This is a genomic window from Nocardia sp. NPDC056564 (assembly GCF_042793755.1).
Taxonomy (GTDB): domain Bacteria; phylum Actinomycetota; class Actinomycetes; order Mycobacteriales; family Mycobacteriaceae; genus Nocardia.
The window spans coordinates 36,383-56,760 of record NZ_JBHTUR010000022.1; the positions used below are offsets into that span (position 1 = coordinate 36,383).

The following is a 20,378-nucleotide window of genomic DNA, read 5'->3' on the forward strand; positions in this document are numbered from 1 at the left end:
AGGCAAGGGGTTTCATGCGCAAGCCGGATAGCCGAGCGGTACGTCTGATCGGAGTGCTGGCCGCGAGCACCCTGGCCGCCGGGTTGGTGGTCGGGTGCTCGAGCAAGAACCAGGTGCCGTCCATCGGTTACGCCGTCGATGCCACCATCGCCAGCTACAACGGCGGCAGCACGCTCGGCGCGAGCACCGGATCGAACGCGGTGTTCAGCCGGGTGGTCACCGGGTTCTACTACACCGGGCCGGATGGTCAGCAGGTCGCCGACACCGACTTCGGCACCGCCAAAGAGGTTCCCGGCGAGGTGCAGACCATCCAGTACCGGCTCAACCCGGACGGTGTGTACTCCGACGGGGTGCCGACCTCGTGTGACGATCTGGTGCTCGCCTGGGCCGCGCGCAGCGGCCGGTTCACCAAACCCGGTGACCGCGGCCAGGTTCCGCTGTTCGACGCGGCCAGTACGGCGGGCTACGCCGATATCGAGCGGGTGGACTGCCAGCCCGGTTCGCGCGACGCCACCGTGGTGTTCCGGCCGGACCGGCACTACACGCCGTGGCGCAACCTGTTCACCGCGGGCGAGCTGATGCCCGCGCATGTGGTCGCGCGGGTGGCGAACGTGCCGAATGTGGTGTCCGCCTTGCAGACCGGCGATCCGAGCGGACTGGGCCGGATCGCCGACTTCTGGAACACCGGCTGGAACTTCGCCGGCGGCAATCTCGACCTGACCAAGTTCCCGTCGTCCGGGCCGTACCGGATCGAATCCTTCAGCGACAAGGACGGTTTGGTCCTGGTCGCGAACGAGCGGTGGTGGGGGAACAAGCCCGCGACCGGCCGGATCATGGTGTGGCCCAAGAACGTCGATCTCGCGTCCAAGGTCAGGGACAGCGCCGCGGGTGTCGTCGACCTCGGCACCGGATCGGTGAAAGACCTGAACCTGGACGGATTTCAGGTGCGCACCGTGGCGGGGCGGGGCGTCGAGCAGCTGGTGCTGGCCACCGGGGGAGTGTTCGGCTCGGTGGACATGCGCCGGGCGCTCGCGCTGTGCGTGCCGCGGCAGGCGCTGTTCGACAAGCTCGGCAAGGTGCCGGACGCGCCGAAGGAGGGGCTCGGTTCGGGTCCGTTGAACGCGCATATCGTGCAACAGGATTCGCTCTACTACCCGTCGGTGACCGGTGCGGCGGGCAAGTTCAAGGGCGGGGACACCGGCGGCGCCACCCAGGCGGTCGCCGCGGCGCGGGCGAACAATCCGACCGTGCGGATCGGCTATCTGCGCCCTGATGACCGGCGTGCGCAGACCGTGGCGATGATCACCGAGGCCTGTAAACCCGCGGGCATCAACATCGTTGACGCCGGGGCCGCGGATTTCACGCCGTCGCAGCTCACCGAGGGCAAAGTGGACGCCATCCTGGGCAGCACCGCGTCCGCGCCGGGTCCGGCCGGGTCGCTGTCCGGTGTCGCGGCGATGAGTGCGTTGCGCGGTAGTAGCGGGCTCAATTTCGGCCGATTCGGTAACGGCCGCTACGATGCGATCACCGATCAGCTTGCGGCCGACGACAACTCGACCACGCAGCTGAATCTGCTCACCGAGGCCGAAAACCTGCTGTGGGCGGAGTTGCCGAGCATCCCCCTGTTCGCCTCGCCGCGCACCATCGCGTTCGGCGCCGGTCTGCAGAACGGGATAGCTGCGCCGAACCAGGCTGGGTCAGGGTGGAACATGGACCGCTGGGTGTTGAAGCGGTGACAGGTGCTTGTGGTGTTGTGATGATGGAGAGGTGTCGATGAGTAAGCACGCGGCGATCGAATCCGACGAGCTAGCCGCCGATCGGACCGGCCGGGCCGCCGAAGCGGTCGAGCGTTTGACCCGCTGGCGTGACGACTTCCCCACCCCCGGGGTCCGGTTCGCCGACCTCACGCCCGTCTTCGCCGATGCCGAAGGCTTCCGCACCGTCGTCGACTGCCTGGCCTCCTGCGGTCCCGACGCCGACCTGGTCGCCGGCGTGGACGCCCGCGGCTTCCTGATCGGCGCCGCGGTTGCCGCCAGTCTCGGCACCGGCGTGCTCGCGGTCCGCAAGGCGGGCAAGCTGCCCCCGCCCGTCATCACCCGCGAATACCAGCTCGAATACGGCACCGCGGCCCTGGAGATCCCCGCCGACGGAGTGCCGCTTGCCGGCAAACGCATCCTCCTGCTCGACGACGTCCTCGCCACCGGCGGCACCCTGGCCGCAGCCGCCGACCTCTTCACCCAGGCCGGCGCCGAAGTCATCGCCGCCGCCGTAGTCCTCGAACTCACCTTCCTGAACGGCCGCGACCACCAGGGCAACTACCCCCTGACCTCCATCGTCAAGGTCTGATCGTTCGCGGTTCGTCCGCCGTGGCCGAGGTCCACACCGAGGCCGGGTGCCTCGGGTCGGCGAGGGCTTATCGCCGCCACCGAGGCTCAGGCTGTCGCCTCCGACCGAAGGTGAACCGCCGTAGTCAGTGGTCGTGCCAGCGTTCGACTACTTGGACCATTTGGTTGCCGAGGTAGTCGAGGTATTGGGCGATTTCGTGGAGGCGGGCGCCGGCGGGGGTGGTGCGGCCGAGGAGGTCGGCGCCGTGGCGGGCGGCCTCGACTTTTGCCTGGGCGGCGTGGGCGAGGTTGAGGGTGGTGCGGTGCCAGGTGTTGTTGTCGATGTAGTAGTGGTCGCGGCGGTGGGTGGTGCGGTCGCGCCGGATGAGGTCTCGTTTCTCCAGGGCGTTGACGGCGGTGGAGATGGAGGCGGGGCTGACCGCCAGCTGACGGACCAGGTCGGCGGCGGTGAGGCTGCCGGAGTCGGTGAGATGTAGTGCGGCCATGACGCGGGCTTGCATTCGGGGCATGCCGTCGTAGACGAGCAGGTCGGTGAAGCGGGTGGCGAAATCGCGGAGGGCTTCGTTGTCGACCGGGAGGTCCGCCGAGGCCGTCGGCGGGGTGGCGGCCTTACTGCGGCGTGCGCGGGCGGCGGTCGCGCGGTGGGCTCGGTCGGCGCGATACCGGCCTGGGCCGCCGTTTCGGGTCACCTCGCGGCTGATCGTCGAGGCGGGGCGGTCGAGTTGGCCGGCGATCTGGGTGTAGCCGAGTCCTTCGGCCAGTGCGGCGGCGATGCATTCTCGCTCGCCCAGGGTGAGTCGGCCTCCCGGCATCGCGCGGTTCTCCTCGGTATGCGTTCAGTGGCAGCTCATTGCCTGCCGGGTGTCGTGCGCGTGCGTTCGACGGCAAGGTCATTGCACGGATGAAATCGAATCTACCTGGGGTGAAAGAATATAGTCGGGCAATCTCTGTTGAGTGATCACTGAACGCAACCTAGCGTTCGGCTCCTACTGAAACTCGCGCGTCAGAAGGATCACCATGACCGAGCCGCAGACCCCGCTCTTGTCGCTGCCCGCCACCCGTCCCGCGGGTTGCCCGTTCGATCCGCCGACCGAATACGCGCGGATCCGCGAGCGAAACCCACTGACCCGCATGGTGTTTCCGGACGGCCAGCACGGCTGGCTGGCGACCGGGCATGCCGTGGTGCGCGCGATCCTGGCCGACCCCCGCTTCAGTGCGCGCGCGGAACTCCTGCATTCCCCGCTGGTAGATCTCGGCCCGCTCCCACCGGCCCCGCCCGGCAACTTCCTCAACCTCGACGCGCCCGAGCACACCCGCTATCGAAAGCTGTTGGCGGGCAAGTTCACTGCCCGGCGGATGCGACTGCTCACCGAGCGGGTGGCGGAGATCAGCACCGACCTTCTCGACGCGCTCGAACGGGCCGGTGGTCCAGTGGATTTGGTGACGACGTTCGCGTATCCGGTTCCGGCGCTGACGATGTGCGAGCTGCTCGGCGTGCCCGGAACCGACCGGGAGCTATTCGGGCGGCTGATCGCCGACCTGGTCACCAAGTTCAACGATCCCGCACTTGCGCCGGATGAGCGTCTCGAACAGGGCCTCGGCGCCTTCGAAGCGGCGCAAGAATACCTGCGCGACCTGGTCGCCGCCAAACGCGCCGCGCCGGCCGACGACCTGCTCAGCGACTTGACCGGCACTGATCTCACCGATCTCGAACTGGCAGGCGTGGGTGTGCTGCTGCTGATCGCCGGCTTCGACACCACCGCGAACATGCTCGCCCTCGGCGCTTTCGCGCTCCTGAGCCACCCGGAACAGCTGGCCGCGTGGCGCGCCGACCCGGACCGGGCAATCGAGGAGCTGCTCCGCTACCTGACCATCGCCCACACCGCGACCCGCTCCGCGCTGACGGATGTCGAACTGGCCGGCCAGCAGATCGAAGCCGGTGCGCCGGTGGCGCTCGCGCTGCAGGCCGCCGATCGCGACCCCGCCGTGTTCGATCACCCGGACCTTCTCGACCTGCGACGTAATGCGTTGGGCCACCTGGCTTTCGGGTACGGCCCGCACCGCTGCCTCGGCCAGCAGCTGGCCCGGGTCGAAATGCGCACGGCGCTGACCGCGTTGACGACCCGGTTCCCCACCGTGCGCCTCGCGGTACCGGTGGACGAGATCCGCCCCCGCGTGAACACCATCGGTGTCTACGGCGTACCGCGTCTTCCCGTCACCTGGTGACTGAATAGCCGCCCTACCTGCGTCGATGGGTAGACCACGGCGAGCGTCGCGGTAAATCGAGTAGTCCGCTACGTATGACCACTTCCGTTTCCGGCGGCACGCGTACCGAGTCATCGGTAAACAGAAACGAGGTGGAGTTGATGGACGGACAAGCGCTACGCATCGCCGCCCGCGGTCGAGTCGACGCTGGTGGTGGCGCTGTACGAGCCGAGGACCGGCCAGATCCGGCACCTGCATTCGGTCACCGTCTTCCGTGGCGCGCAACGCGCCGATGAAGCCGAAGCCATCGAAGCGGCCAAGCAGAGTGCCGCGAAGTACCACGATGACGTGCCGAATCTCGCGGTCGCGACTTCCGGCGATCCGCGCTGTCTGTCGCCGCACAGAATAGATCCGTCCACCGGACAGTTCGTCCCGCTGACCCGTCCCGCGACCATGGCGGGGCGCCACCGGCGGTAGCGGTCAGGCGTCGGGCCGCGCGGAGCCCGGCCCGCGCTGGCGTTCGCCATCCGTGATGGTCGTCTTGGGCGGCACCCGGCGGGCCAGCGTCGGGTAAACCAGGACCAGGCCGTCCTCGTCGATGTGCAGGTCGCTGGTGAAACTGCCGGAGGCGTAACGGATATCGGACCCGTCCTCGGCCAGGCTGAGATGGGTGTAGGTCTGGCGGGACGGGACCACGCGCAAGGTCGGCACCTCGACGAACGCCATCAGGAACTCGGCGGTACCCGGATGCCGGTGCAGTCCGGTGCGGATGATGGGCATGGTGTTGGTCAGCGGCGAGCAGGCTAGGTCACAGTCGCGTGCGTCGGCGAGGTCCGGTCGCGGCTCCCCGTCGACCGTCCAGACGCCGTCCGCGCGCCGCAGATCCAGCTGACGGTGTTCGGTCGCGGTGACACAGGTGACCTGTAGTCGCTCGGTGACGGCGTCCGCGTCGGTGTCGAGGGTGTAGGTCAACCAATACGGTTCCGGGAGCTGACCGACGGCCCGGCCCGTACCCTGTAGTCGCAACCCGTCCAGCGCGATCCAGGACGATTCGAATCCCGCGGTCTCCTGGACCTGCCAGAGCACCTGGCGTCCGGTCAGCACTTCCGTCTTTTCGATCATGCGACAGCATCGTATTGCCCGCGCGCCGATTAGGTGTCACTAGTTTCCGTGCAGCCAGTCCATGGCGTCCGGGCACGCGCGCAGGACGGAGACATGTCCGTCGTCCGGCCGACTCCACAACTGCCCCTTGGGAAGTCGTTGCCGCAGCCAGTCGGCGTGCGCGGGCGGGACGACGCGGTCCTGCCCGCCGTGAACCAGCAGCGCCGGCGCGGTGATCGCGCTCAGTTCGATGCCCCAGGGGTTGACGAACGCGAGGTCGTCATCGACCAGCCCGGCACTGCCCGCCTCCCCGGCGCGCCGCGCGTCCGCACCGAGGCTCGCCCACGCGCCGGCCAGCGCGTCGAAATCCGCGGAAGTGAAACTGTCCCTGTCGAATTCGTCGATCTCCGCGAATTCCGTCCTGGCCGCTGCCCCGTTCATCGCGGCGCGCAGCCCGCCCGGCGCGACCATGCCCGCGAACCAGTCGAAGTCCTCGGTGAACGGCGCGATTCCGGCCAGGCAGACCAGCCCGGTGACCCGGTTCGGTAGCCCGGCCGCACACGCGAGGGCGTGCGGTCCGCCACCGGATGCACCCATCACCGCGAATCGCTCGATGCCCAGCGCATCGGCGATCCGCTCGACGTCGTGCGCCGCCGCCGCGACATCGCGCCCTGGCAGCCGGGTGGAACCCCCGTAACCGGGTCGCCCATAGGAGACCAGCCGGATTCCGCGCGCGTTCGCCGCGGCCAGCAGCGGGTCGAGCAGCACGCCGGTCTGCGGCGAACCATGGTGCCACACAAGCACTCCCGCGTCGCCACCGTGCTCGCTGTCGTATGCGCGCACGATCCGCCCGTCACCCGTCCGAATGTCCCGCGATGCGACCATGCCGCCACGCTATCCGCACCCACCGACACATTCCCCGGTCCGAGTGCCATCCGATAGCTACAAGATCATCGCTTGACATGGAGTGCGCTCCAACTCCTAGCGTTGTGCGTAGCAAGTTCGGATCTCAGGAGGCACAACATGATCAACGTCCCCACCCGGCACCTCGGTGAGCTAGCGGTTTCCGCACAGGGGCTGGGCTGCATGGGCATGAGTCACGGGTACGGGGACGCGGACGACGCGCAGTCGATCGAGACGCTGCGGCACGCCCTGGACCTCGGCGTGAGTTTGCTGGACACGGCCGACTTCTACGGTTCCGGGCACAACGAGGAGCTGCTCGGCAAGGCGATCGCCGGCCGGCGTGACGAGGTCGTGCTGGCCACGAAGTTCGGCTTCGCCAACAAGCTGGGGGAGCCGACGCGCATCCGCGGCGACGCCGCCTACGTGCGCCAGGCCTGCGACGCGTCCCTGCGCCGTCTCGGCGTCGACCACATCGACCTCTACTACCAGCACCGAGTCGACCCGCAGGTGCCGATCGAGGAGACCGTCGGCGCGATGGCCGAGCTGGTGCGGGCGGGCAAGGTCCGCCACCTCGGACTGTCCGAGGCCGGCGCGCACACCATCCGCCGCGCGCACGCCGTGCACCCGATCGCCGCGTTGCAGAGCGAGTGGTCGCTGTGGACCCGCGACCTGGAGGCCGAGATCGCTCCGGCCTGCCGTGAACTCGGCATCGGCATCGTCCCGTTCTCCCCGCTCGGTCGCGGTTTCCTGACCGGCAAATACAACTCGGTCGACGGCCTGGCGGACAACGACGTGCGGCGCACCCAGCCGCGGTTCGCCGACGGCAATCTCGAACGCAACCTGGCGATCGTCGCGCAGCTGAACGAGCTGGCCGAGGCCAAGGGCGTCACCGCGGGGCAGCTCGCCCTGGCCTGGGTCCAGCACCGCGGCGACAACGTCGTGCCGATCCCCGGCACCCGCCGCACGCAGTACCTGGCGGAAAACCTCGCGGCCCTCGCCATCGAGCTGTCCGCCGACGACCTCGCCGCCATCGAGGCCGCCGCCCCGCGCGAGCAGATCGCCGGCACCCGCTACGACGCCACCAGCCTCACCTTCACCAACGGCTGAGCCGGACGTTTTCCGGAGCGTCGTCCGGATAGCGCGAATCCCGTTGGCAGCCGGCGATCGGACTGCAAGGATCTGCGCGTGAGTGTTGCGCCGCCCCTGCGGCAGGTCAGAGCTGACTACGACACGGCGACCGTGGTTGTCTATCAGGCATATCCGGCGGAGATCGCCGAAGCGGCCGTTGCCGCAGGAACTTTCGTCGACCCGTTCAAACGGGACCGGATGACGTGGATCAAGCCTTCGTTCCTCTGGATGATGTATCGCTGCGGGTGGGCGACGAAACCGGGGCAGGAGCGGGTGCTCGCGGTGTCGATCACGCGCAGCGGATTCGAGTGGGCGCTGTGGCAGTCCTGTCTGAGTCACTATGTGCCGGAAATGTATTCGGATCGGCAGGCGTGGATGGACCGACTGCGGGTGAGTCCGGTCCGGATTCAGTGGGATCCGGAGCGCGACCTGCATCACCGGCCGCTGGCGCATCGATCGCTCCAGGTCGGGCTCGGTGGTCCGGCGGTGGGGTTGTACGTCGACCGCTGGGTCACCGGCATCCGCGATATCACCGCCGAGGCGCAGCGGATCGGGCGGCTGGTGGCCGAGGGCAAACTCGACGCCGCCGCCCGCGCGCTGCCGGTGGAGCGGCCCTACCCGCTGACCACGGAGATCGCGGGCGTGATCGGGGCCGGGTAGCCGGAAAACGGTTGTGAGCTGGTGTGATCCAAATATCACTGGCGACTTCGGCGCGGGTGTGGTTAATCTGGACAGGTCTTGTTCCCGTTGATCGGAGCCCTAACGTTGATTTCCTGAGGTAGCCACTCGGGCGGCCCGCTGTCACGCGCCGCGTTTTCTGAGCGACCTCTGGAGTCATCATGGCAAATCTGTCATTTTCCGATCTCACCTTCGCCTGGCCGGACGGCACACCGGTGTTCGACGGGCTCGACGGCGTCCTCGGTCCCGGGCATGTCGGCTTGGTCGGCAGCAACGGTGCGGGCAAATCCACCCTGTTGCGGCTGATCGCCGGTGAGCTCACCCCCGCCCTCGGGTCGGTCACGGTCACCGGCCATCTCGGCTACCTGCGCCAAGACCTCGGCCTCGCCGCCGGGCAGCGGGTCGATGCCGTGCTCGGCATCGCCGAGGTTCGGAAAGCCTTGCACCGCATCGAATCCGGGGGTGCCGACGAGTCCGATTTCGATCTCGTCGGTCACCGCTGGGACGTCGAGGAACGGGCCATCGCCCTGCTGGCCCGGCTCGGCCTGCACTATGTCGCCGACTCGGCCGACCAGCTGGATCGCCGCCTGGAGACCCTCTCCGGCGGCGAGACCACGCTGCTCGGGCTGGTCGCCGAACTGCTGGCCGAACCGGACATCCTGCTGCTGGACGAGCCGACGAACAACCTGGATCGGCTTGCCCGCGAACGGCTTTACGAGGTGGTCGCACAATTCTCCGGCACCGTGCTCACGGTCAGCCACGACCGCGAGCTGCTGGAGCGGATGGGCGCCATCGCGGAGCTGCGCCAGGGCGAACTGCGCATGTTCGGCGGCAATTTCAGCGAGTACGAGCGGATCATCGAGGCCGAGCAGGCGGCGGCCAAGGCGGCCATCCGCGACGCGCGCGGCGACGTGCGCAAGCAGGCGCGCGAACTCGTCGAGACGCGGATCAAGCTGGACCGCAGGCAGCGCTACGGGCAGAAGATGTGGGATACCAAGCGGGAACCGAAAATCATTATGGCCCAGCGCAAGCGGCAAGCTCAGGTGGCCGCGGGCAAGTTGCGCAACAACCACATCGGCAAGCTGGAGACGGCCAAGGACCAGCTCCAGCAGGCCCAGGAACTGTTGCGCGACGACCGGGAGATCCGCGTCGATCTGCCCGCCACCCGGCTCTATCCCGGACAGGACGTCATCGACCTGGACGAGGTCGAGCTGGCCTGCGGGCCAACGGTTTCGCTGCGGATCAGCGGACCGGAACGGATCGCCCTGACCGGACGCAACGGCATCGGTAAAACGACGCTGCTGCGACGGATCTCGGCGGCGGGTCCGAAGGTGCCGTGGCGGATGCTGCCGCAGCGCCTCGATATCTTCGACGAGCAGCGGTCGGTGTTCGAGAACGTGGCGTCGACGGCGCCGCACGCGTCGCCGGAACAGATCCGGGCGCAGTTGGCTCGCTTCCTGTTTCGGGGCGGCGACGCCGACGTGGCGGTCGCGGCGCTGTCCGGCGGTGAACGCCTGCGGGCCGCCCTGGCCATGCTGCTGCTGGCCGATCCGGCGCCGAGGTTGTTGCTGCTCGACGAGCCGACCAACAACCTCGACCTACCGAGTCTCGAGCACCTCACGCAGGCGCTGGCCGGCTTCGAGGGGGCGTTGGTCGTGGTGAGCCACGATCCGCGCTTCCTCGACGACATCGGTCTGACCCGGCGGGTCGAGCTGACCGCCGACGGGCTGATCGAGTAGCAAGCCGCATACCCCTCGACCTCCCGCACACGTATTCGCCTGCGATTCGATGTGCGGCCGGTCAGAGGGTGTGCGGCTGTCATCAATCGAGTTCGGCGACAAGCTTTTTCGGCGCGACCCTGCGGTAGGCGTCGTGGATGATCTCGGCGAACTCGGTCCAGTCCGGGTCGGCGTCCAAGCGGACGCCGATCCACCCGCTGTGGCCGACGTAGGGCGGGACGAAGAAACGGTCGGGTTCGGCGTCGACCAGTTCGGCCTGCACGCCGTCGGGTGCGGGGCACCAGATGGTCGGGCCGGGTTCGTTGTATCCGCCGGGGATGTATTTGACGAACGAGGTCTTCCCGCGCACGAAGAAGGTCGGGCAGCCGTGGCTGAGCCGTTCGCTGCACTCCGGTAGCTCCAGGCAGATCGCGCGGATCCGCGTCAACGGGTCTATGGGCGCAGTTTACGGCGCGGCGGCTCCGCGCATCGCCCTTCGGAGCACGCCGGGGTGCCTGAGCAGCCCCGGAGCGAGCCAGACCGCGAGCGCGGTGAGGGTGAGCCACGGGCGCAGGTGCGGGTTCATCGCCCGGATCCGGCCGTCTTCGGCGAGTTCGAGGACGAGCGCCTCGGTCAGGCGGAACGGTCCGACGGTCGCCTCGGCGAGCAGTACCCGGCGCCGGCCGTCGCCGATCTGTTCGGTCCATCGCAGGTCGGAGAGTCCGCCGTAGGCGGCGGTGAGCAGGATGCGCAGGTCGTCCTTGCCGCGGAAGACCAAGCGACCGGACAGCGGTGAGGCCAATGTGGCGTCGGGGGTGAGGGTGTCCATCAGTGCGTCGAAGTCGGCGGCCGTGGTCGCCGCGCAGAACTCGGCTACCGAGTCGGTGGTTGCTTCTCCTAGTGGCATAGCTTGAACCCTGCCGGAGTCGCTTGCAAAAAGCAATGGACTACGATGGCGGGGTGCCCAAAGCTGCCCTGTCCGATATCGTCTGCTCGATCGCGCGCACGCTGGACGCGGTCGGTGAGCGGTGGACGCCGCTCATCCTGCGCGACCTGTTCGTCGGGTTGACCCGGTTCGAGGACCTTCGGCGCGATCTCGGTATCGCCTCGAATGTGCTCACCGCCCGGTTGGCCGCGTTGCAGGCGCACGGCATCGTGGAAACCCGCGTGTACCAGTCGAATCCGGTGCGGCACGAGTATCTGCTCACGGCCAAGGGGCGCGACCTGTATCCGGTTCTGACCATGCTCGCCGCCTGGGGCGACACCTGGCTCGCCGGGCCGGAGGGGCCGCCCGCGTTGGTCGTGCACGCGGACTGCGGGAAGGTCACCGCCGGCGTGGTGGTGTGCCGGGAGTGCGGGTCCCCGCTGACCGCGGACAACGTGCGGTTTCACCAGGGGCCGGGAGGGCAGCGCGGGCCGGGGACGATGCTCGTCGGCGACCACATGGTGGCGCCGAGCTGACGGTGGTCAGTTGACCGCTACCGGCTCCGCTCCGGTCGCCGCGACCAGCTCCTGGAAGGTGGTCGGGAAGACGGTGTGCGGATGTCCGGCCGCGGCCCAGATCTCCGGCTGATCGGCCAGCGTCTCGTCGATCAGCGTCCGGAGCGGCGCGGGATGTCCGAGCGGGGCGACGCCGCCGATGGCCTGACCGGTGTGCGTGCGGACGAACTCGGCGCTCGCGCGGGACAGCTCGGCGATGCCGAGGTGCGCGGCGACCTTGCCGGTGTCCACCCGGTGCGCACCGCTGGTGAGGACCAGCAGCGGCGCGCCCTCGGCGTCGAAGACGAGGCTGTTGGCGATCGCGGCCACCGGGCAGCCGAGCTGTTCGGCCGCGGCGGCCGCGGTCGGCGCGGTCTCCGGGAGCACCCGGACCCGCGGGGTGACTCCGGCGGCGCGCAGGGCGGCCTCGACGGCGAGCACGGTCGGCTTCCGGGAGATTTCGTCCATGGCCGCGATCCTAAACCGCGGCCCCGGTTGCGGGCCCGCAATTTTCCCGGGCTAGCGCTCGTCGATCTCGAGGCGATCGATATGCACGGGGAGCAGGGCGCGCAGCAACTCGCCCGGCGCCCCGATCTGCCCCGCGGTGCGCAGTCCGGTGTAGGTCCCGGAGGTGATGTGCGCCAACGCCTCCACCACGATCGGTGCGCTGACCGCGTAGATGTCGCGGCCGGCGACGACCGCGCGGCGTTCGGTGGCGCCGGATCTGATCACCGCCTCGATCAGGAATCGCTGGGGCGAGCGGCCGAGCTCGTCCGCGGGTTGCGCCGCGAGGTCGGCGGTGGAGGCGAGATCGGCCAGCGGGGCCGTGGTCATATAGGTATGCAGGGCAGCGGTTTTCACGTGGCGGGGGATGGTGACGCTGTCCGCGGTGGTGAAATCGCCCACGACGGTTTGCTTTCCGAACGGAGCCGGGAAGGTCCAGTCGGTGATCGGCGCCTCGTCGTCGCGCAGGGTGAGTTCGCCGTCGGTGTAGACGAGGCGTTTTCCGTTGCGGCGGCCGCGGGACGCGCGGCCCGCCGCCCGGGTGCCCTCGGTGGGGATCCAGCTGTCCAGCGCGAAGGCGAGGCGGATCTCGTCCGCCGCCGGGAGGTCGCCCAGCGCGGCGGTGGCCAGCAGATCGCCGAGTCCGCCGTAGAACGCGACGGCCGGCGCGACGACCACTCCCGTGGCCGCCGCTCGATCTTGGTAGGTGGCAACGGTTTTCGCGACCACCTCGACCTCGGCGGAGACGTCCGCATAGTGGATGCGCGCGCGCAGGGCCGCTTCGACGAGCGGAGGCGCGGTGTCACCGAACGGTCCTGCCGCGTTGATCACCGCGACGCTGTCCGCGACCGCGCGATCCAGGGCCGCGGGATCATCGACCGCCGCCGGACGCACCGCCGTGCCCGGGTAGTCGGCGGCAACCTCGTGCAGCCGAGATTCGTTGCGGCCGGACAGGATCGGCGTCCAGCCGCGCCGGGCCAGCTCGGCCACGATGAAGCGGCCGGTGTGGCCGTAGGCGCCGTAGACGGTCACGATCGGCGACATGCAATTCCCCTCGACGTTCGATGATGTCGAGTCGAACCAACGTCGGCGGTCCGCGCCGCATTCCCGGTTCAGCCTGCGGCGACGACCTCGATCTCGACCAGCCAGTCGTTGTCCAGGGTCTGCACCACGATCGCGGTGGTCGGCACGGCCCGCCCGCCCAGCGCCGCCACCCTGGCCGCGGCGTTCGCCTCGGCGTCGGAGGCGTCGCGCAGGTAGCTGGTGAGCCGGACGATGTTGTCGACGGTCATGTTCGCCGACGCGAGGATGGTGCGCAGGTTCGACCAGATCAGGTCGAGTTGTTCGGTCAGGGTCGCGGCCGGCTTGCCGTCCGGATCGAGACCCATTGTGCCCGAGACGAATAGCAGCCGCTCGGCGCCTCGGACCTCCATCGCGTGCACATAGTCGTCGGTGGCGGCGTAGACGCCTTCGGTCGGATTGCGCTGTAGGAGCTCCACCGCTCCGATCTTGCCAGGGAAGCGGATTCGCCGAGGGAGTTCCTTGACGGTCAGAGTTTTAGTCACATACACTAAAACAGGATCCACGAGAGGAAGTGATCACATGGGATACGGAAATTGGGACGACACCGCCTATCGGGCGGCGAAGACCTTCCGCGCCAGCCGTGGCCTCGACGACTTCGGCTACACCGCCGAGCTGCAGGCCGTGCCGTACGAGGACTGGCAGGCGCACCCGACCCTCGATCCGCTGGGTGTCGACGTGCGCGAATGCCGGGACTCGGCCGATCACGGCAATTCGCTGCCCATCGCGGTGTTGTTCGATGTCACCGGCTCGATGGGCCGGGTGCCGCGGATCATGCAGCAGAAGCTGGGCAGGCTGCACGGGCTGTTGCAGCGCAAGGGATACGCGGAGGACCCGCAGATCCTGTTCGGCGCCGTCGGGGATGCCGACACCGACCGGGTTCCGTTGCAGGTCGGGCAATTCGAGTCGGACAACCGGATGGACGAGCAGCTGCGCGCCATCCTGCTCGAAGGCGGCGGGGGCGGGCAGAAGTCCGAAAGCTATGAACTGGCCGCCTATTTCATGGCCACCCACATCGTCACCGACGCCTGGGAGAAGCGGAACAAGAAGGGCTACCTGTTCCTGATCGGCGACGAGTTGAACAAGCCGAAGCTCGCCGCACGGCATATCCGCAGCGTGATCGGTGATCCGGTGCGGCGCGACGTTTCGGTGGCATCGATCTACCGCGAACTCACCGAACGCTGGCACGTTCACTACATCCTGCCGAACCAGTCGAGCTACTACGACGATCCGGAGATCGCCGATCACTGGCGCGAGCTGCTCGGGCAGAGCTTCCTCAGGCTCGACGATCCGGCTGCGGTCTGCGAACTCATCGCGCTGACCGTCGGTTTGGCGGAGGGGCGGGTGGACATGGATGCCGGGCTCGCGGATCTGCGTGATGTCGGGTCGGCCGCTGAGGCGAAGTCCGTCGGCAAGGCGCTGGGGGTCACGAGCCGGCGGATGCGGGCGCTGTCCAGCGGTCGCAGCTGACCGTGCGCCGGTCCGCCGGTCTCGGGCAGGCGGCCACGTCGGGAGGGGAGCTGCCGGCCGCCTTGGCGTGCGGTGGTCGGGTGGATCGAGATAGGAGGGAGCGCACTGTGTTTCAGTCGCACATCGTGGTGGTCGACCTCGGTTTCGGGGATGCCGGGAAGGGAGCCACGGTCGATTGGCTCTGCTCCGCGGCGGCGGGGTTGGGTGTCTCGGCCGTGGTGCGGTTCAACGGCGGCGCGCAGGCGGCGCACAACGTGATCGCCGACGGCAAGCATCACACCTTCGCGCAGTTCGGGTCGGGGACCTTTTCCGGTGTGCCGACCCTGCTTTCGCGGCACGTGCTGGTCGAGCCGATCGCGCTGGCGGGGGAGGCGCGGCAGCTGGCCGTGCTCGGGGTGCGGGATCCGTTGGCGCTGCTGCACATCGACGGCCGGGCGCTGCTCACCACGCCGATCCACATCGCCGCGAACCGTGCCCGCGAGGACGCGAGGGGTTCCTCGCGGCACGGTTCCTGTGGGCGCGGGATCGGCGAGACGGCCTGGTACGCGCTGGAGCACGACGCGCCCACCGTGTCGGACTGCCTGCGCCCCAACGTTCTTCGGGACAAGCTCCAGGCGCTTGCCGCGCACTACGGTGCGCTGATCGCTCCGAGCGAGCACCGCTACGAGCCGATCGACGTCCTGATCGACATGTACCGTGAGTTCGCCGCCGCCGTCCGCATCGTCGGCGGCGAACAGCTCGCCCGGTTCGCCCGGCGTGGCCGCCTGGTCTTCGAGGGCGCCCAGGGCGTCCTGCTCGACGAATGGCGCGGCTTCCATCCGCACACCACCTGGTCCACCGTGGAACCGCGCAACGCCCGCGCCCTGCTCGCCGAAATCGACGCGCCCGGTTACGTTCTCGGCGTCACCCGCACCTACATGACCCGACACGGCGCCGGCCCGCTCCCTACCGAGGACCCCACCCTCACCCATCCGGAGCCGCACAATGCCACCGGCCGCTACCAAGGCGAGTTCCGCCGAGGCCACCTGGACCCGATCCTGCTCCACTACGCCATCGCGGTATCCGGAGGCATCGACGGCCTGGCCCTGACCCACCTGGACGCTCATGGCACCCACTACGCGGCAACGGGATACGCCACCGACGAAGGCGTGATCGACTGCCTGACGCCAGGCGCTTGGCAGGACCTGGACCACCAGCAACGCCTCACCGACCTTCTGACCGCCGCCCGCCCGATCCTCACCGAAATGCCGGACGACGTGCCCCCATGGCTCGCCCAGACCCTCGACACACCGGTGGTCCTGACCTCGAACGGCCCCACCCGAACCCACCGCACCCCAACCTCGACAACCATCGCCGCCGCGTGAACCAGCGGCACCCGCCCTACCGGCTACTCGAACCAGCGGGGGTTCGTCAGGATTCGGTGGGTGCCGGTGGGCGGGAGGGGTGGTCGGGTGCGGCAGGATTGGGACGCGTGGAGCAATCCGTTGTGTCGGTGGATGTGGTGGCGTTGCGGTTCTGGGCGGACGACGCCGGGGTGAGCGTGGGGATCGCGCCGCGGGCGATGGCGCCGTTCACCGGGCAGTTGGCGCTGCCGGGTGTGCTGCTCGGGCGCGGGGAACGGCTGGTGGGGGCGGCGCGGCGGGCGGTGCATACGAAACTCGGGGTGCCCGAGGCGGCGATCGGTGCGGTGGGGCAGCTGGTGACCTTCGACGAGCCCAATCGCGATCCGCGCGGGCCGACGCTGTCGATCGCCATGTGGGCGGTGGTCGGCCCGCACGCGGGACCCGCGCACTGGGTGGGCTTCGACGAGGTCCCCGAGCTGGCGTTCGACCACAATCGCATCGTCGACGCGTCCCGCGGCCTGCTCGCCGGACTGCTCTGGAAGGATCTCGCCTTCACCCGAGCCCTGCTCGGCGACGAATTCCCCGCCACCAGAGCGGTGGCGGCCACCACCACCCTCGCGGGCGCCCGCCCCGACCCCGCCAATCTCAACCGCACCCTCGCCGCCCTCCCCGGCCTGACCCGCACCACCGAACGCCGCCGGGTCAAGGCCACCGGCAGACCCGCCGCAGTGTGGGCCTTCGGCGCGAACGCCTAGCCGAAAAGTACTGCGCGACAGCAGATACCCGAAGGCGCGGCCTCGGCGCCCAGGGTCAGCGGGTGAGCAGGGATTGGATAGTGCCGAAGTCGAGGGCGGATTCCAGGGACGTGTAGGTGCCGTGTTCGAGGAGTTCGGCGGTCGCGGTTTCGGCGAGTTTGTAGGCGGCCTGGGCGACGGCGGAGCCGACGGTGACGCGGCGGACGCCGGTGGCGGCGAGGTCGGCGACGGAGGGCGCGCCCGCGCCGGCCATGACGTTGATCGGCAGCGGGGATTTGCCGGTCAGGTCGGTGAGGGTGGGGAGGTCGAGGAGGCCGGGGACGAACAGGCTGTCGGCGCCGGCTTCGGCGTAGGCGGCGGCCCGGGCGAGGACGTCGTCGAAACGGTCTTCCGGTGCGCCGATGCCGAACAGGTAGACGTCGGTGCGGGCGTTGATCACCAGTTCCGGCAGGCCGGCCGCCCGCGCGGCGGCGCGGGCCGCGCGCAGCCGCTCGGCCTGGGCGCTGACCTCGAACAACGGCCCGCCCGGCGCGGTCGAGTCCTCCAGGTTGATCCCGATCGCCCCGGCGGCGACCACGGCGCGGACAGTGGTCGCGACGTCCTCGGGCGCGGCCCCGTACCCACCCTCGATGTCCGCCGTCACCGGCACCTCGACGGCGGCGACGATCCTGCGGATGACGCCGATCGCGTCCGCCCTGGTGAGCCGCTCGCCGTCGCCGGTGCCGAGCGACCAGGCCACGGCCGCGCTGGTCGTCGCGATCGCCGGAGCGCCCGCCGCCGCGATCACCGCCGCGCTGGCCGCGTCCCACGCGTTCGGCAGCACGAAGATGCCTTGTTCGTGCAGCGCCCGGAAGGCGGCTGCCGCGGCCCGCTGGGTGTCGGTGATGGGCTGGCTGTCCTGTGCCACGATGGCTCCTCGCGAGATCGTTTCGATGACGGTAGTGCTGAAGGTAACGCCGGGAACCTCCGCGGCCATCCCGATTTCCGGTCCCGAATCCCGATGCGGGAGAACGCTATCGCGGCGCGTACATGATGATGGCGACTCCGGCGAGGCATACGCCCGCGCCGAGATAGTCCCAGCGATCGGGGTGGAACCCGTCGACGAGCATTCCCCAGGCGAGCGAACCCGCGACGAACACACCCCCGTAGGCGGCGAGGATGCGCCCGAAGTTCGGGTCCGGCTGGAACGTGGCGACGAATCCGTAGGCCCCGAGCGCCACGATGCCCGCCGCGATCCACAGGATGCCGCGATGCTCCCGCCAGCCCTGCCACACCAGCCAGGCCCCGCCGATCTCGGCGACGGCGGCCAAGGCGAACAGCAGCAGGGAGCGGGCGACGGTCATGGAGTGAAAGTACCGGCCCGGTGCGCCCCGGCAGACTTTCGCCGCGCGCCGCCGGTGCGGGCCGGCCGGCCACGAGCTAACAGTCTGCTACCCATCGCCCCCGCAGGACGACCGCACCGGAATGAGGTCGTAGACCGCGTACGGCCGCCCGATCACCGGGTACGAAACGTTGCGCACCGGCACTCCACCTGCGGTACCACCGATTTCGGTTCCGCCGTGCGCATGCCCGTGCACCGCGAGCGACGCCCGCCCGGCATCGATGGCCTCACCGAGCGCATGGCAACCGAGCCCCGGATAGATCTTCGGCGGCTCACCGGCCAGGGTGTCGACGACGGGGGAGAAGTGCGTCAGCGCGACCCGGACCTCGGTGTCCAAGGTGTCCAGGGCCTGACGCAGCAGCAGCGCGTCCAGCGGCCCCCGCCGCATCCGCTCCCGATGCTCCTCGGTCCCTTCGTCGGGAGTCCCCGGATAGCCGGGAAACCCACCGCTGCCGCCCATCACCCCGGCGATACCGAGCTGAATCCCGTTCAGCTCCAGCGTGATCGCCGTCCCTTCGAGCATGTGCACCCCGATATCGCTGAGCTGAGCGGAGATTCGGAACCCCTGCTTGCGATCGTGATCGTGATTCCCCAGCACCGCCACGACCGGCACTGGCAGACCGGCGATTTCGGCGCAGAGCAGGTCCGCCTCGGCCGACCCGCCGCCCTCGGTGAGATCACCCGCCAGCAGCAGCACATCGGCATACTCGTCCACCCGCAGGAACTCGGGCCGGAACCGTCCCGCGACGGCGCCGCGCATGTGCAGATCGGCGACGGCGGCGATCCGGATGCTCGGCTGCGCTGGCTCGGCTGGCATGGCGTCAGCCAGCCACATCGGCGGCGACGTGTCAACCGCAAGCTGCCGTTCATCCGCCCGCCACCCCGTCGTGAGCTGCCGACATAGCTTCCGGCTATCGAGAGTTCAGCCCGCGTTCAGCGAGGCGACCGGCGATGGCTCGACCGATGAAACGTCCATGAACAGTGCCGCGGCAGGCTTCCGCCGGGTCGCCCCGCCCCGCATGGTTCGGACTATGAGCGAGCGTAGGAGTCGGCTCCGGTTCTTCTCGAAAGCAGTTGCGGTCATGGCTGTTGCCCTCCTCCCGCTGACCGGCGCGGCGGGCATCGCACAGGCCGACGACCGCGTCGACAAGGTGGTCCTGATCGGTCTCGACGGCCTCATGTACGACAAGGTCCTCCAGGTCGAGGCGCCGAACCTGATCCGGCTCGCCGCCGAGGGCCTGCTCAGCCGCTCCTCGATCGCCCCGCACATCACCATCTCCGGTCCGTCCTGGGCGACCGTGCTGACCGGCGTCTGGGACCGCAAGCACGGGATCGAGGACAACACCTTCACCGCCGCCCCGTTCGCGAAGTATCCGACGGTCTTCACCCGGATCGAGCGCGCCGACCCGGCCCGCAAGACCCACTCCATCGCCACCTGGGACCAGATCGCCACCATGTCCGGCAGCGGCGATCCCCGCGCCGACGTGGTCGTCTCCACCCCACCGGTCCCCGACGACCCGGATGAGGCCGAGACCGACGCGGCCACGGCCACCGCGGTGACCGCCGCGATCGGCAAGTTCGCCCCCGACTTCCTCTTCACCCATCTCGACCAGGTCGACCACGCCGGTCACCGGGACGGCGCCGCCTCCGGCGAGTACCTCGACGCGGTCCGCCGGATCGACGAACAGGTCGGCCGCATCGCCGCCGCCGTGGACGCCAGGGCGACGGCCAACCCCGCCGAACGCTGGACCATCCTGGTCACCGCGGACCACGGCCACCGGCCCAGGGGCGGTCACGGCGGCCAATCCCCGGACGAGACAACCAATTTCGTCATCGCCCGCGGGCCCGGCTTCCGCGCGGGCGACACCACCTCCCGCTACACCCTGGTCGATATCACCCCGACCATCGTCGACCTGCTGCACGTCCCGGCGAGCCCCGACTTCGACGGCCGGTCGATGCTCGACCGCGAGCCCGCCGCGCCCGCCACCATTCGCTAGACCATCCGTTCGGTCACAACGCCGCCAGATCGCCGCGTGATCTGTCACGCTGTCCCCTACGCCTCGCACAGCCCCCAGCGAACCCAGCGCCATCCCGGCCGCGGAACCCGCAGGACGCCCGCCGCAACCGCGTGCCGGACGCCGGCGGGCGGCCGGGACTAAAGTTGGTGGCCTGGGCGGTTGCAGCGGTCGGATAGGGTGGTTCGATCGAGGCACGCGGCGTGAACGACAGGCCCGGAGGCGGTTGCCTGCGTACCCACGACAGGGACCGGGAGCGCCGGAATCGGGCAC

General features: G+C 69.4%; 23 protein-coding genes. 12 read left to right on the forward strand and 11 right to left on the reverse strand.

Annotation, left to right across the window (positions count from 1 at the left end; translation table 11 throughout):
• The first annotated feature begins 14 nt into the window (after nt 1–14).
• Nucleotides 15–1,736 (forward strand): ABC transporter substrate-binding protein, encoded by a 1,722-nt coding sequence (locus tag ACFQ9K_RS37295; protein WP_378722195.1) that lies wholly within the window; start codon nt 15–17, stop codon nt 1,734–1,736.
• 37 nt (nt 1,737–1,773) lie between these two features.
• On the forward strand, nt 1,774–2,346 hold the full coding sequence (locus ACFQ9K_RS37300; protein WP_378722194.1) for an adenine phosphoribosyltransferase: 573 nt from the start codon (nt 1,774–1,776) through the stop codon (nt 2,344–2,346).
• 124 nt (nt 2,347–2,470) lie between these two features.
• Here the strand turns inward: ACFQ9K_RS37300 and ACFQ9K_RS37305 are convergent, their stop codons facing one another.
• Nucleotides 2,471–3,157 (reverse strand): helix-turn-helix domain-containing protein, encoded by a 687-nt coding sequence (locus tag ACFQ9K_RS37305; RefSeq protein WP_378722192.1) that lies wholly within the window; start codon nt 3,155–3,157, stop codon nt 2,471–2,473.
• 205 nt (nt 3,158–3,362) lie between these two features.
• On the opposite strand from ACFQ9K_RS37305, the gene ACFQ9K_RS37310 reads away from it, so the two are divergent.
• A complete protein-coding gene (locus ACFQ9K_RS37310; protein ID WP_378722191.1) occupies nt 3,363–4,571 on the forward strand; it encodes a cytochrome P450 in 1,209 nt (402 codons plus the stop codon).
• 189 nt (nt 4,572–4,760) lie between these two features.
• Nucleotides 4,761–5,027, forward strand: a complete 267-nt coding sequence (locus ACFQ9K_RS37315) for a hypothetical protein (protein WP_378722190.1) — start codon at nt 4,761–4,763, stop codon at nt 5,025–5,027.
• A gap of 3 nt (nt 5,028–5,030) precedes the next feature.
• Here the strand turns inward: ACFQ9K_RS37315 and ACFQ9K_RS37320 are convergent, their stop codons facing one another.
• Nucleotides 5,031–5,672, reverse strand: coding sequence for a putative glycolipid-binding domain-containing protein (locus tag ACFQ9K_RS37320; protein WP_378722189.1), 642 nt, complete (start codon nt 5,670–5,672; stop codon nt 5,031–5,033).
• 39 nt (nt 5,673–5,711) lie between these two features.
• On the reverse strand, nt 5,712–6,536 hold the full coding sequence (locus ACFQ9K_RS37325) for an alpha/beta fold hydrolase (protein WP_378722188.1): 825 nt from the start codon (nt 6,534–6,536) through the stop codon (nt 5,712–5,714).
• A gap of 138 nt (nt 6,537–6,674) precedes the next feature.
• Between ACFQ9K_RS37325 and ACFQ9K_RS37330 the strand changes: the two genes are divergently transcribed.
• The 3 genes from ACFQ9K_RS37330 to ACFQ9K_RS37340 all read left to right on the forward strand — a co-directional run bounded on the left by ACFQ9K_RS37330 (nt 6,675) and on the right by ACFQ9K_RS37340 (nt 10,099).
• Nucleotides 6,675–7,661, forward strand: a complete 987-nt coding sequence (locus ACFQ9K_RS37330; RefSeq protein WP_378722187.1) for an aldo/keto reductase — start codon at nt 6,675–6,677, stop codon at nt 7,659–7,661.
• Between the two features lie 78 nt (nt 7,662–7,739).
• Nucleotides 7,740–8,342 carry a DUF4291 domain-containing protein gene (locus ACFQ9K_RS37335; protein ID WP_378722186.1) on the forward strand — a complete coding sequence of 201 codons (603 nt, stop codon included), beginning with the start codon at nt 7,740–7,742 and terminating at the stop codon, nt 8,340–8,342.
• Nucleotides 8,343–8,521: 179 nt separating this feature from the next.
• Nucleotides 8,522–10,099: an ABC-F family ATP-binding cassette domain-containing protein gene (locus ACFQ9K_RS37340; RefSeq protein WP_378722185.1), complete on the forward strand. Its 1,578-nt coding sequence runs from the start codon at nt 8,522–8,524 to the stop codon at nt 10,097–10,099.
• Nucleotides 10,100–10,181: 82 nt separating this feature from the next.
• Here ACFQ9K_RS37340 and ACFQ9K_RS37345 read toward each other — a convergent pair whose 3' ends face one another.
• Entirely contained in the window at nt 10,182–10,526 is a 345-nt protein-coding gene (locus ACFQ9K_RS37345; protein WP_378722184.1) for an MmcQ/YjbR family DNA-binding protein, read from the reverse strand.
• Nucleotides 10,527–10,544: 18 nt separating this feature from the next.
• A complete protein-coding gene (locus ACFQ9K_RS37350) occupies nt 10,545–10,985 on the reverse strand; it encodes a nuclear transport factor 2 family protein (protein ID WP_378722182.1) in 441 nt (146 codons plus the stop codon).
• A gap of 53 nt (nt 10,986–11,038) precedes the next feature.
• Between ACFQ9K_RS37350 and ACFQ9K_RS37355 the strand changes: the two genes are divergently transcribed.
• Nucleotides 11,039–11,539 carry a winged helix-turn-helix transcriptional regulator gene (locus tag ACFQ9K_RS37355; protein WP_378722181.1) on the forward strand — a complete coding sequence of 167 codons (501 nt, stop codon included), beginning with the start codon at nt 11,039–11,041 and terminating at the stop codon, nt 11,537–11,539.
• A 6-nt stretch (nt 11,540–11,545) separates the two neighbouring features.
• Here the strand turns inward: ACFQ9K_RS37355 and ACFQ9K_RS37360 are convergent, their stop codons facing one another.
• The 3 genes from ACFQ9K_RS37360 to ACFQ9K_RS37370 form a co-directional block, all read right to left on the reverse strand.
• Nucleotides 11,546–12,025, reverse strand: a complete 480-nt coding sequence (locus tag ACFQ9K_RS37360; RefSeq protein ID WP_378722179.1) for a YbaK/EbsC family protein — start codon at nt 12,023–12,025, stop codon at nt 11,546–11,548.
• A 51-nt stretch (nt 12,026–12,076) separates the two neighbouring features.
• Nucleotides 12,077–13,105, reverse strand: a complete 1,029-nt coding sequence (locus ACFQ9K_RS37365) for a saccharopine dehydrogenase family protein (RefSeq protein WP_378722178.1) — start codon at nt 13,103–13,105, stop codon at nt 12,077–12,079.
• A gap of 68 nt (nt 13,106–13,173) precedes the next feature.
• The gene (locus ACFQ9K_RS37370; protein ID WP_378722177.1) at nt 13,174–13,560 is read right to left on the reverse strand and encodes a RidA family protein; all 387 of its coding nucleotides are present in this window, start codon (nt 13,558–13,560) and stop codon (nt 13,174–13,176) included.
• Between the two features lie 103 nt (nt 13,561–13,663).
• On the opposite strand from ACFQ9K_RS37370, the gene ACFQ9K_RS37375 reads away from it, so the two are divergent.
• The 3 genes from ACFQ9K_RS37375 (at nt 13,664) to ACFQ9K_RS37385 (ending at nt 16,709) form a co-directional block, all read left to right on the forward strand.
• Nucleotides 13,664–14,611, forward strand: coding sequence for a hypothetical protein (locus tag ACFQ9K_RS37375; protein ID WP_378722175.1), 948 nt, complete (start codon nt 13,664–13,666; stop codon nt 14,609–14,611).
• A 107-nt stretch (nt 14,612–14,718) separates the two neighbouring features.
• Nucleotides 14,719–15,975, forward strand: a complete 1,257-nt coding sequence (locus tag ACFQ9K_RS37380) for an adenylosuccinate synthetase (protein WP_378722174.1) — start codon at nt 14,719–14,721, stop codon at nt 15,973–15,975.
• A gap of 107 nt (nt 15,976–16,082) precedes the next feature.
• Nucleotides 16,083–16,709, forward strand: a complete 627-nt coding sequence (locus ACFQ9K_RS37385) for an NUDIX hydrolase (RefSeq protein ID WP_378722173.1) — start codon at nt 16,083–16,085, stop codon at nt 16,707–16,709.
• A 55-nt stretch (nt 16,710–16,764) separates the two neighbouring features.
• On the opposite strand, the gene ACFQ9K_RS37390 is transcribed toward ACFQ9K_RS37385, so the two are convergent.
• The 3 genes from ACFQ9K_RS37390 to ACFQ9K_RS37400 all read right to left on the reverse strand — a co-directional run bounded on the left by ACFQ9K_RS37390 (nt 16,765) and on the right by ACFQ9K_RS37400 (nt 18,907).
• Nucleotides 16,765–17,616: an isocitrate lyase/phosphoenolpyruvate mutase family protein gene (locus ACFQ9K_RS37390; protein ID WP_378722172.1), complete on the reverse strand. Its 852-nt coding sequence runs from the start codon at nt 17,614–17,616 to the stop codon at nt 16,765–16,767.
• Between the two features lie 106 nt (nt 17,617–17,722).
• Entirely contained in the window at nt 17,723–18,052 is a 330-nt protein-coding gene (locus ACFQ9K_RS37395) for a YnfA family protein (RefSeq protein WP_378722171.1), read from the reverse strand.
• Nucleotides 18,053–18,139: 87 nt separating this feature from the next.
• Nucleotides 18,140–18,907, reverse strand: coding sequence for a metallophosphoesterase (locus ACFQ9K_RS37400; protein WP_378722170.1), 768 nt, complete (start codon nt 18,905–18,907; stop codon nt 18,140–18,142).
• Between the two features lie 265 nt (nt 18,908–19,172).
• Between ACFQ9K_RS37400 and ACFQ9K_RS37405 the strand changes: the two genes are divergently transcribed.
• Nucleotides 19,173–20,087, forward strand: a complete 915-nt coding sequence (locus ACFQ9K_RS37405; RefSeq protein WP_378722169.1) for an alkaline phosphatase family protein — start codon at nt 19,173–19,175, stop codon at nt 20,085–20,087.
• The last annotated feature ends 291 nt before the right edge of the window (nt 20,088–20,378 follow it).

Coding starts and splice junctions, on each gene's coding strand:
- ACFQ9K_RS37395 (WP_378722171.1), bottom strand. CDS start 18,052: ATGACCGTCGCCCGCTCCCTGCTGCTGTTCGCCTTGGCCGCCGTCGCC.
- ACFQ9K_RS37305 (WP_378722192.1), bottom strand. CDS start 3,157: ATGCCGGGAGGCCGACTCACCCTGGGCGAGCGAGAATGCATCGCCGCC.
- ACFQ9K_RS37330 (WP_378722187.1), top strand. CDS start 6,675: ATGATCAACGTCCCCACCCGGCACCTCGGTGAGCTAGCGGTTTCCGCA.
- ACFQ9K_RS37340 (WP_378722185.1), top strand. CDS start 8,522: ATGGCAAATCTGTCATTTTCCGATCTCACCTTCGCCTGGCCGGACGGC.
- ACFQ9K_RS37400 (WP_378722170.1), bottom strand. CDS start 18,907: ATGCCAGCCGAGCCAGCGCAGCCGAGCATCCGGATCGCCGCCGTCGCC.
- ACFQ9K_RS37295 (WP_378722195.1), top strand. CDS start 15: ATGCGCAAGCCGGATAGCCGAGCGGTACGTCTGATCGGAGTGCTGGCC.
- ACFQ9K_RS37300 (WP_378722194.1), top strand. CDS start 1,774: ATGAGTAAGCACGCGGCGATCGAATCCGACGAGCTAGCCGCCGATCGG.
- ACFQ9K_RS37310 (WP_378722191.1), top strand. CDS start 3,363: ATGACCGAGCCGCAGACCCCGCTCTTGTCGCTGCCCGCCACCCGTCCC.
- ACFQ9K_RS37405 (WP_378722169.1), top strand. CDS start 19,173: ATGGCTGTTGCCCTCCTCCCGCTGACCGGCGCGGCGGGCATCGCACAG.
- ACFQ9K_RS37365 (WP_378722178.1), bottom strand. CDS start 13,105: ATGTCGCCGATCGTGACCGTCTACGGCGCCTACGGCCACACCGGCCGC.
- ACFQ9K_RS37360 (WP_378722179.1), bottom strand. CDS start 12,025: ATGGACGAAATCTCCCGGAAGCCGACCGTGCTCGCCGTCGAGGCCGCC.
- ACFQ9K_RS37350 (WP_378722182.1), bottom strand. CDS start 10,985: ATGCCACTAGGAGAAGCAACCACCGACTCGGTAGCCGAGTTCTGCGCG.
- ACFQ9K_RS37325 (WP_378722188.1), bottom strand. CDS start 6,536: ATGGTCGCATCGCGGGACATTCGGACGGGTGACGGGCGGATCGTGCGC.
- ACFQ9K_RS37320 (WP_378722189.1), bottom strand. CDS start 5,672: ATGATCGAAAAGACGGAAGTGCTGACCGGACGCCAGGTGCTCTGGCAG.
- ACFQ9K_RS37375 (WP_378722175.1), top strand. CDS start 13,664: ATGGGATACGGAAATTGGGACGACACCGCCTATCGGGCGGCGAAGACC.